The organism is Nocardioides sp., assembly GCF_031397825.1.
Classification (GTDB): Bacteria; Actinomycetota; Actinomycetes; order Propionibacteriales; family Nocardioidaceae; genus Nocardioides.
Genome location: NZ_JANNML010000111.1, coordinates 1 through 11,137 on the forward strand (window position 1 = coordinate 1; position 11,137 = coordinate 11,137).

Here is an 11,137-nt window from a genome sequence, read left to right on the forward strand (position 1 = left end):
CCGAGGAAGCCGGCGTGGCCCTCGTTGGTGTGGAAGACCTCGGGCGCGGGGGCCCCGGTGATGCGCGAGTAGGCGCGCAGCGCGCGCACACCGCCGACCCCGAGGAGCATCTCCTGGCGCAGGCGGTGCTCGCTCGTGCCGCCGTAGAGCCGGTCGGTCACGTCGACGTAGTGGTCGGGGTTGCCCTCGACGTCGGTGTCGAGCATCAGCAGCGGGACGCGGCCGACGCTGGCCACCCAGATGCGGGCCAGCAGGTCGGGGCCGCCGGGCATGGCGATCGAGATCATCGCCCGGGAGCCGTCGTGCTCGCGCAGCAGCGAGATCGGCAGCTCGTCGGGGTCGAGGACCGGGTAGGTCTCCTGCTGCCAGCCGTCGCGCGACAGCGACTGCTGGAAGTAGCCGTGCCGGTAGAGCAGCCCGACGCCGACGATCGGCACGCCGAGGTCGCTGGCGGCCTTCAGGTGGTCGCCGGCGAGGATCCCGAGGCCTCCGGAGTACTGCGGGAGCACGGCGGTGATGCCGAACTCGGGCGAGAAGTAGCCGATGGCGGCGGGGCCGGTCGCAGCGCCGCGGCGCTGGTACCAGCGCTCGCCGGTCAGGTAGGCCTGGAGGTCAGCGGAGGCGGTCTGCAGCCGCTCGAGGAAGCCCGCGTCGGTGGCGAGCTGCTCGAGTCGGGCCGGCCCGACGGCGCCGAGGAGCTTGACCGGGTCGTGTCCGGTCGACTCCCACAGCACGGCGTCGATCTCCTCGAAGACGTCCTGCGTCTCGGGGTGCCAGGACCAGCGGAGGTTGCCCGCCAGGTCGCTCAGCGCCGCCAGGGCGGTCGGTAGGACGGGACGGACGGTGAATCGTCGGATTGCGCGCACCCGGAGGACGCTACCGGCATTTTCTGGAACGATCCAAAGATCTCGCGAAACTGTCCCAGGATTGTGAACCACCTGTCCCGGAGTGCCCCGAGCGCTCCGAGCTCCATAACGATCACCGGCCTCCGGCGTTGAGAGGTCATGACCTCACTGCCCTCTCGGAGGCGTCGACACACGCTGACCGCCGCAGCCCTCCTGACCGCCACCCTGGTCCCCGGGCTCCTCCAGCTGCCGGCCTTGGCCGACACCCCGACCTCGTCCGCGCCGTCCCTGCCGAGCGCTGCCACCGCAGCCGCCGACGAGGTCGACCTGGGCGAGGTCCGCACGCTCGGCGACCCGGTGCACGGTCTCGACGACGTGGACGCCCGCGGCACGGCACTGCCGTCGGTCGCCCAGCGCAAGGCGGTCGCCCGCCTCGGCGTCGTCGACGTCCGGTGGAACCGCTTCGGCACTCCCTCCTCCCTCCTGCCCACCGACGGCGCGCTGGCGACAGCCACCTCCGCCGACCCGGTGGAGGCCGCACGCACGTGGCTGGCCCGCAACGCCACCGTCTTCGGGCTCACCCCCGCGCAGGTTGCCGCCCTCGACGTGGTCAGCTCGCAGCCGTTCGCGCTCAGCGACGCGCGCGCGGTGCTCTTCCGCCAGCGCTTCGGCAACCTGACCCCGGCCCTGGCCAGCATGGTGACCGTGGGGGTGGCCGACGGCCAGATCGCCTACGCATCGTCCTCGATCAGCAAGACCACGGGCACGCCCGCCGCCCCCACCCTCACCCCGCTCGAGGGCTGGCTCGAGGCGGCCGCGGCCGTCGGCCGGGAGATCCCTCTCGCCGACCTCGACCTGGTCACGCGCACCGTCTCCGACGGCTGGACACGGCTCCAGGTCCCGGGCTTCGACCAGGAGCAGCTGGTGCGCCTCCGGGCGCTGGCGATGGCCGACGGCTCGGTCCGACCGGTCCTCGAGTCCAACGTCGTCGACGTCGCGGCGGGCCAGGCCCTCGGCTACACCGTGATGATCGACGCGGTCACCGGTGAGGTCCTGCACCGCGAGAACAAGGTCGAGAACAGCAGCGACTTCGTCCCGTTCACCGGCTCGATCACGGCCACCGAGTGCGGTCCCAAGCACGCCTTCGAGCTGACCGACAACGCCACCAAGCAGATCGTGGCCGTCGCCTCGACGGTCAACGCTGCCAACGACATCGAGGTCAAGATCTTCGGGCCCGGCAACCAGCTGCTGGTCACCGGCGACCTCGGCACCAGCCCTGAGACCGCGACGTACGCCGCCGACTCGATCCCGGCCGGCACCTACGCCCTCCAGGTGTGCCCCTTCGCGGACCCGACCGTGCCGTTCCTGCCGCCGGGCAACTACGCCGCGTCGATCACCACCAGTGACCAGGCCGGTCCGGGCGCCGGCGACCTCTCCCCCAACCCCCGGTGGCGCTTCTTCCCGGCCAACCCGAGCTTGGACTTCTCCTCGAGGACCACCCCACGCAACAGCGTCATCGGCTGCTGGCTGGTGGCAGCCGGGTGCAACCTGAGCACCGGGCCGCTGCGCAACATCCAGGCACCTGGCCCCTGGGACGTGCTCACCAACACCGGCACCTCCTCGCTGACCACCATCGGCAACAACGCCAACACCCACGAGGCCTGGGCCAGTCCGCTGACGCCCGGCGGCCTGCTCCAGGCACCGGTCTCAGCGACACAGGACTACACGACGCCCTTCACCGACGCGTGGAACAACAGCCGCTGCAGCCCCAGCGCACTCGTGCCGGGCGGCAACGACATCAACGCCAGCGTCACCAACCTCTTCGTGACCCACAACCGGATGCATGACTACTCCTACTACCTCGGCTTCAACGAGCGGAACTACAACCTCCAGCTCGACAACATCGGTCGCGGTGGCCTCGACAACGACCCGGAGGTGGGCAACGCCCAGGCCGGTGCCCTCAGCGGTGGTCAGCCGTCCTTCCTCGGTCGCGACAACGCCAACCAGATCGCGCTGCAGGACGGCGTCCCCGGCATCACCAACCAGTACCTCTTCCAGCCGATCGCCGGCGCCTTCTACGCCCCGTGCACCGACGGCGGCCTGGACATGGGCATCGTCGGGCACGAGTACACCCACGCCATCAGCAACCGCATGGTCGGCGGTCCCGACGAGGGGCTGACCTCCGAGCAGGGTGGCGCCATGGGTGAGTCGTGGAGCGACCTGGTCGCCGCGGAGTACCAGTTCAGCCACGGCTACGACAACGGCGGCAACGTCTGGGCCGTCGGCGTCTACGCCACCGGCAACAAGGACGTCGCCATCCGCGACTACGCGATCAACCGCAACCCGCTCAACTACTCCGACTACGGCTTCGACACCACGGGCCCGGAGGTCCACGCGGACGGCGAGATCTGGAACGGCACCCAGTGGGAGGTCCGCCAGGCCCTCGTCAACAAGTGGAACAAGAACCCGCGCTTCAGCTATGACCGCAAGAACCTCCAGCTCAAGTGCGCGCAGGGCAACCGCGACAAGGGCGTGCAGCGCCCGCAGTTCTGCCCGGGCAACCGGCGCTGGGTCCAGCTCATGTTCGACTCGTTCCTGCTCCAGCAGGGCGCGACGTCGATGCTCGACGCCCGCGACGCGATGATCGCCGCCGACCGGATGCGCTTCGACGGGGAGAACACCAAGGTCATGTGGGACGCCTTCGCCCGCCGCGGCATGGGCAAGGGCGCCTCGGTGCCCAACGCCGACTCGAGTGAGCCGACCCCGAGCTTCGCCTCGCCGAAGAGCAGGAACGGGTCGGTCACCTTCCGCAGCACCAGCCCCGGCAGGCTCTTCGTCGGCGACTACGAGGCCCGGGTGACGCCGGTGGGTGACACCCTGAAGGGCACGAAGCTCGACAGCGTCGTCTCGATGACCCCCGGTCGCTACCGGATGCTGTTCGTCTCCAAGACCCGTGGCTTCACCCGCTTCACGCTGACCGTGAAGCCGGGCAGGTCGTCCTACCGGATCGCGGACCGGACCAACCTCGCGGCCAAGGCTGCCGGCGCCAAGGTGATCCGCTCGACCCCGGGCTCCCGCAACCCGGGCTTCCTGATCGACGGCACCGAGAAGACCAACTGGGGTGGTGTCACCACCGCCAACGTCGACGCCTCCAAGCCCTTCGTCGCGGTCGACCTCGCCGGCGGGGTCCGCACGATCCGTCGGGTCCAGGTGAGCGCCTACCTCACCCCGGCGCCCGCCTCGGGGACCGAGCTGCCGTTCGCGGCGGACCCCGACTCCGGGTCCCGCTTCACCGCGCTGCGTCGCTTCGCGATCGAGACCTGCGTCAAGGCCTGCTCGAAGCCGTCGGCAGTCTGGAAGCGCGCCTTCACCTCGAAGGGCGACGCGTTCCCGTCGCGGCGTCCCCGTCCCGTCGCGCCGGACCTCAACCTGAGGTCCTTCTCGATCGGCGCCACGAAGGCCGCCGCGGTGCGCCTGGTCGTGCTGGAGAACCAGTGCACCGGCTTCGCGGGCTACGCCGGCGAGCAGGACGCCGACCCGCTCAACGACACCGACTGCAAGACCGCGTCCGACCGGGGCACGATCGTGCACGCGGCCGAGCTCCAGGTCTTCTGAGCGCACGCGGACCACAGGGCGCCCTGTCTCACCCTCCGGGGGGAGACAGGGCGTCCTGGCTTGCGTGGCACCCACCGACCGGCAAGGGTGGAAGCATGGTTGGCCGCATCCCCGTCATGGACGTCATGCCCGTCGTGGACCTCGGGCGGCAGGCCGCCAAGGCCACCGTCGGTGAGCCGCTCCCCGTCAGCGCCACCGTGTTCCGGGAGGGGCACGACAAGCTCGGGACCGAGGTCGTCCTCGTCGGACCGGACGGCACGAGGCGACCTCCGGTCCGGATGACGCCCGACGCCGAGGTGCCCGACCGCTACCACGCCGCGGTCACCCCCGACGCCGTCGGCGTGTGGACCTTCGAGGTGCACGCCTGGTCCGACCCGATCGCCACCTGGCAGCACGACGCAGGACTGAAGATCCCCGCCGGGGTCGACGTCGAGCTGATGTTCCTCGAGGGACGCCTGCTCCTCGAGCGTGTCCTCGCCGACCTCCCGAGCGACGACCGACCCGCCCGCGCCGTCGTCACGGGCGCCGTCCAGGCGGCCACGGACACCGAGCGACCGGTCGCAGCCCGCCTGGCCCAGCTCAGGTCCGAGGAGCTCGTGGCCGTGCTCGACGCCAATCCCCTGCGCGAGCTGGTGTCCGTCGAGGGCCCCTACCCCGCCTTCGCCGACCGCGAGCGCGCCCTCTACGGCAGCTGGTACGAGTTCTTCCCCCGCTCCGAGGGCGCCACCAAGGACCCCGAGACCGGCATCGTGATGAGCGGCAGCTTCGAGACCGCCGCCCGTCGTCTCGACGCCGTCGCCGCGATGGGCTTCGACGTGATCTACCTGCCACCTATCCACCCGATCGTTGAGGTCAACCGCAAGGGCCCCACCAACACCCTGACCCCCGGCCCCGACGACCCCTGCTCACCGTGGGCCATCGGGTCCATCGAGGGCGGGCACGACGCGATCCACCCCGACCTCGGCAACTTCGCCGACTTCGACGCGTTCGTGGCACGCGCCGGCGAGCTCGGGCTCGAGGTCGCGCTCGACCTGGCCCTCCAGGCCGCCCCCGACCACCCCTGGGTGACCAGCCACCCCGAGTGGTTCACCACCCGGGCCGACGGGACCATCGCCTACGCCGAGAACCCGCCGAAGAAGTACCAGGACATCTACCCGGTCAACTTCGACAACGACCCCACCGGCATCTGCCGGGAGGTGCTGCGCGTGGTCCGGCTGTGGATGTCCCACGGCGTCCGGATCTTCCGGGTCGACAACCCGCACACCAAGCCGCTGGCCTTCTGGGAGTGGCTGCTGAAGGAGATCCGACGCACGGACCCCGACGTGCTGTTCCTCTCGGAGGCCTTCACCCGGCCGGCGATGATGCACGCGCTCGGATCGATCGGCTTCCACCAGTCCTACACCTACTTCACGTGGCGCACCGCTCGCTGGGAGATCGAGGAGTACCTCACCGAGCTGTCCAGCGAGTCCGACCACCTGATGCGGCCCAACTTCTTCGTCAACACCCCCGACATCCTCCACGGCTACCTCCAGTACGGCGGTCCCGCGGCGTTCAAGATCCGCGCCGTGATCGCCGCGACGGGCTCCCCCAGCTGGGGCGTCTACGCCGGCTACGAGCTCTACGAGCACGTGGCGGTCAAACCCGGCAGCGAGGAGTATCTCGACTCGGAGAAGTTCCAGGTGCGCATCCGCGACTGGGACGCCGCGCAGGCGGAGGGCCGCACCCTCGCGCCCTACCTCACCCGCCTCAACGAGATCCGCCGCGCGCACCCCTCGCTGAAGCTGCTGCGCAACGTCACGATCCACAGCGCCGACGACGAGAACGTCCTGGTCTTCTCCAAGACCGCCGGCGACGACACCGTCATCGTCGTGGTCAACCTCGACCCGCACGGCACCCGGGAGACGATGGTCCACCTGGACCTGGCCTCGCTCGGCCTGGCCGGTCAGGACAGCTTCGGTGTGCACGACGAGATCACCGGGGCCGACTGGACCTGGAGCCAGCACAGCTACGTGCGCCTCGACCCGCACGACGAACCCGCGCACGTGCTGACCGTCAGGAGGACTGCGTGACCCTTGCCGCCGACACGCCCGACTGGTTCAAGACAGCCGTCTTCTACGAGGTGATGGTCCGGTCCTTCCGGGACTCCAACGCCGACGGCACCGGTGACTTCAAGGGGCTCACCGAGAAGCTCGACTACCTGCAGTGGCTCGGCGTCGACTGCCTGTGGGTCCCGCCGTTCTTCTCCTCGCCGCTGCGCGACGGCGGCTACGACGTCGCCGACTTCACCAACATCCTCCCCGAGGCCGGCACCGTCGAGGACTTCCACCACTTCCTCGACGAGGCCCACGCCCGCGGCATCCGGGTGATCATCGACTTCGTCATGAACCACACCAGCGACCAGCACCCGTGGTTCCAGGCCAGCCGCGAGGACCCAGAGGGTCCCTACGGCGACTTCTACGTCTGGTCCGACACCGACGAGCTCTACCAGGACGCCCGGGTCATCTTCGTCGACACCGAGCCCTCCAACTGGACCTGGGACCCGGTCCGTCAGCAGTACTTCTGGCACCGGTTCTTCTCCCACCAGCCGGACCTCAACTACGACAACCCGGCCGTCCACGACGCGATCATCGAGGCCATCTCGTTCTGGTTCGACATGGGCCTCGACGGCTTCCGTCTCGACGCCGTGCCCTACCTCTACGAGCGACCGGGCACCAACGGGGAGAACCTCCCCGAGACGCACGCCTTCCTGCGCAAGGTGCGCTCCTACGTCGACGAGCACTACCCCGGCCGGATCCTGCTGGCCGAGGCCAACCAGTGGCCGGCCGACGTCGTGGACTACTTCGGCAGCGCGGAGGACGATGCCGGCGAGTGGATCGGCGACGAGTGCCACATGTGCTTCCACTTCCCGGTGATGCCGCGCATCTTCATGGCCGTACGACGCGAGTCGCGCTTCCCCATCTCGGAGATCCTCGAGCAGACCCCGCCCATCCCCGGCAACTGCCAGTGGGGCATCTTCCTGCGCAACCACGACGAGCTCACGCTCGAGATGGTCAGCGACGAGGACCGCGACTACATGTGGAACGAGTACGCCAAGGACCCGCGGATGAAGGCCAACATCGGCATCCGCCGACGGCTGGCCCCGCTGCTCGACAACGACGTCAACCAGATCGAGCTCTTCAACGCGCTGCTGCTCTCGCTGCCCGGCTCCCCCGTCCTCTACTACGGTGACGAGATCGGGATGGGCGACAACATCTGGCTCGGTGACCGCGACGGAGTGCGGACCCCCATGCAGTGGACCCCCGACCGCAACGCCGGCTTCTCCTCCGCGACCCCGGGCAAGCTCTTCCTGCCCGCGATCCAGGACCCGGTCTACGGCTACCAGAGCGTCAACGTCGAGGCCCAGCTGGAGAACTCCTCCTCGCTGCTGCACTGGATGCGCCGGATGATCCACGCCCGTCGCGGCCACGACGCCTTCGGCCTGGGCACCTTCGAGGACCTCGGCGGCTCCAACCCGACGGTCCTGTCCTACGCCCGCCAGCACGGGGACGACGTGATCCTCTGCGTCAACAACCTCTCGCGCTTCCCGCAGCCGGTGGAGCTGGACCTGCGCCGCTTCGAGGGGCTGGTGCCCATCGAGATGCTCGGGGAGGTCCCCTTCCCCCGCATCGGCGAGCTCCCCTACCTGCTCACGCTCGGCGGCTACGGCTTCTACTGGTTCCGCCTGACCCCGAGCGACAACCCCCAGGAGGGGCAGCTGCTGTGACGACCGAGCCGAGCGCGACCCAGATCGACCACGTGGACCCGCAGGTCTTCGTCACCTACGTGGAGAAGACCCGCTGGTTCGGCGGCAAGGGGCGACCGTTCACCGTCACCGGCGTACGCCGTCTCGGGGAGCTCACCCCCGCCACCGGCGCCGAGCCCAGGGTCGCGCTCCACCTCGTGGAGCTGACCTACGACGACGTGCCGGCCGACCACCCGCACCGCGTCGAGCACTACCAGGTGCCGCTGGCGTTCTACGCCGAGCCGGAGACCCGCCTCGACCACGCGTTCGTCGGATGGTGGGAGGAGCCCGGTCGCGGCTGGGTCCACGCCTACGACGCGCTCCACGACCGCGCCGCGATGGCCTGCTGGCTCGACGCTTTCTCCGCCGCCGCGGACGCGCCTGCCGGCACCCTCGCAGCGGGCGGGTTGGTGTTCCACCGGATCCCGGGCCACGCGGTCGACACGACGGCCACGTCCACGCTCTTCACCGGCGAGCAGTCCAACTCCTCGGTGTCCTTCGGCGAGGACGCCCTGATGAAGGTCTTCCGCAAGGTGACGCCGGGCATCAACCCCGACGTGCGCGTCCACGACGTGCTGACCCGGGCCGGGTCCGAGCACGTCGCGGCCCTCTACGGCTGGGTCGAGCACGTGTCCCCCGACGGGGACGTGACCCAGCTGGCGATGCTCCAGCAGTTCCTCCGCACGGCCACCGACGGCTGGGACATCGCGCTCACCAGCGTGCGCAACCTCTTCGCCGAGGCCGACCTGCACGCCAGCGAGGTCGGTGGCGACTTCGCCGGTGAGTCCGCACGCCTCGGCGAGGCGCTGCGCGAGGTGCACGACGCCCTGGCCGAGCACTTCCCCACCGGTCGCGGCAGCACTTCGGCCGCTGCGGTCGGCGCGGCGATGTCGGCCCGGCTCGACGCCGCGCTCGCCGTCGTCCCGGACCTCGCGTCGTACGCCGACGGCCTGCACGCGCTCTATGCCGCGGTCGCCGCCCTCCCGGACGTGGAGGTGCAGCAGATCCACGGTGACCTGCACCTCGGTCAGACCCTGCGCACGGCGCTGGGCTGGAAGATCGTCGACTTCGAGGGCGAGCCGGCCAAGACGCTGGCCGAGCGGAGCCTGCCCGACTCGCGCTGGCGCGACGTCGCGGGGATGCTGCGCTCCCTCGACTACGCCCCCCACGTCGTGGAGCGCACCCGCTCCGACGACGACCTCGCCGAGGTCAACCAGCGCAACGTGCGCGCCTACGAGTGGGCGCACCGCAACCGCAACCACTTCCTGGTCGCCTACGCCGGCGGCGAGGTCGGGCCGGACGAGCGGGTCCTGCTGGACGCCTACGTCGCGGACAAGGCGGTCTACGAGTGCGTCTACGAGAAGCGCAACCGACCGACCTGGATCTCCATCCCGCTCGAAGCCATCGCGAGGATCGTGACGACATGACCGACACCCACCCCACCCCCACCACTCCCTCCGCTCCCTCCACCCCGAGCGCCAAGCCGGTCGACACCGCCGAGCTCGCCCAGGTGGTCCACGGCGAGCACGGCCACCCCCACGCCGTCCTCGGCCCCCACCCGCACGACGGCGCGATCACCGTGCGCGTGCTGCGTCCGCTCGCCGAGTCCGTCGTCCTGCGTCATGGCGGCGCCGAGACCCCGCTGGTGCACGAGCACGAGGGCATCTGGGTCGGCGTCGTGCCGGGCGACGAGGTGCCCGACTACCGGATCGCCACGACCTACGCCGGCGGCGGAACGCACGTACTCGACGACCCCTACCGCTTCCTGCCCACCCTCGGCGAGGTCGACCTGCACCTGATCAACGAGGGTCGTCACGAGCAGCTGTGGGACGTCCTCGGCGCCCACGTGCACCACTACGACGTTCCCGGCGGCGAGCCGATCAGCGGCACGGCCTTCGCGGTCTGGGCCCCGGCGGCGCGCGCGGTGCGGCTCAAGGCTGACTTCAACAGCTGGGACGGGCGCGAGCACCCGATGCGCCAGCTCGGGCAGTCCGGCGTCTGGGAGCTCTTCGTCCCGGCCGTGGGCTCGGGCACGAGCTACAAGTACGTCGTCCTCGGAGCCGACGGCCACTGGCGCGAGAAGGCCGACCCGATGGCGTCCTACTCCGAGGTTGCGCCCGCGACCTCGTCGGTCGTCTTCGAGTCACAGCACACCTGGCAGGACGACGCCTGGATGAGGGCGCGCGCCGAGGGCTCCGCGGTCACCGAGGCGATGTCGATCTACGAGGTGCACCTGGCCTCGTGGCGCAGCGGCCGGTCCTTCGACGACCTGGCCGACGAGCTGGTCCCCTACCTCCAGGACCTCGGCTTCACGCACGTCGAGATGATGCCCGTCATGCAGCACCCGTTCGGCGGGTCCTGGGGCTACCACGTCACGTCGTACTTCGCCTCGGACTCCCGCCTCGGTGACCCCGACGGCCTGCGCCGCCTGATCGACCGGCTGCACCAGGCCGGCATCGGCGTCATCCTCGACTGGGTCCCCGGGCACTTCGCGACCGACCCGTGGGCGCTGGTCAGCTTCGACGGCACCCCGCTCTACGAGGACCCCAACCCGCAGCGCGGCTGGCACCAGGAGTGGGGCTCCCACATCTTCAACTTCGGGCGCCCCGAGGTCCGCAACTTCCTCTACGCCAACGCGCTCTACTGGCTCGAGGAGTTCCACGCCGACGGCCTGCGCGTCGACGGCGTCGCCTCGATGCTCTACCTCGACTACGCCCGCGAGGAGGGCGAGTGGTCGCCCAACAAGCACGGCGGGCGCGAGAACCTCGAGGCCGTGCAGTTCCTCCAGGAGATGAACGCCACCGTCTACAAGCGGGTGCCCGGCGTCGTCACCATCGCCGAGGAGTCGACCTCCTGGCCGGGCGTCACCGGGCCCACCAGCGAGGGCGGCCTGGGC

At 70.3% G+C, this 11,137-nt stretch carries 6 protein-coding genes; 5 read left to right on the forward strand and 1 reads right to left on the reverse strand.

Going from position 1 to position 11,137, the window contains the following annotated elements:
• Positions 1-866: alpha-glucan family phosphorylase (glgP, locus tag RMN98_RS09765; RefSeq protein WP_309648623.1), on the reverse strand; the 866-nt coding region annotated here is incomplete at its 3' end.
• A 138-nt stretch (positions 867-1,004) separates the two neighbouring features.
• Here glgP and RMN98_RS09770 point away from each other — a divergent pair.
• From RMN98_RS09770 to glgB, 5 genes are all read left to right on the forward strand, one after another.
• Positions 1,005-4,460, forward strand: coding sequence for a M36 family metallopeptidase (locus RMN98_RS09770; RefSeq protein ID WP_309648624.1), 3,456 nt, complete (start codon positions 1,005-1,007; stop codon positions 4,458-4,460).
• Between the two features lie 95 nt (positions 4,461-4,555).
• Positions 4,556-6,529 carry a maltotransferase domain-containing protein gene (locus RMN98_RS09775; protein WP_309648625.1) on the forward strand — a complete coding sequence of 658 codons (1,974 nt, stop codon included), beginning with the start codon at positions 4,556-4,558 and terminating at the stop codon, positions 6,527-6,529.
• The gene (gene treS, locus RMN98_RS09780) at positions 6,445-8,223 is read left to right on the forward strand and encodes a maltose alpha-D-glucosyltransferase (protein ID WP_397209273.1); all 1,779 of its coding nucleotides are present in this window, start codon (positions 6,445-6,447) and stop codon (positions 8,221-8,223) included. The genes RMN98_RS09775 and treS overlap by 85 nt, the downstream gene beginning before the upstream one ends.
• On the forward strand, positions 8,220-9,668 hold the full coding sequence (locus RMN98_RS09785; RefSeq protein WP_309648627.1) for a maltokinase N-terminal cap-like domain-containing protein: 1,449 nt from the start codon (positions 8,220-8,222) through the stop codon (positions 9,666-9,668). The genes treS and RMN98_RS09785 overlap by 4 nt, the downstream gene beginning before the upstream one ends.
• Positions 9,665-11,137, forward strand: a 1,473-nt coding sequence (glgB, locus tag RMN98_RS09790) for a 1,4-alpha-glucan branching enzyme (protein ID WP_309648628.1), incomplete at its 3' end; no start/stop codon positions are given. The genes RMN98_RS09785 and glgB, both read left to right, overlap by 4 nt.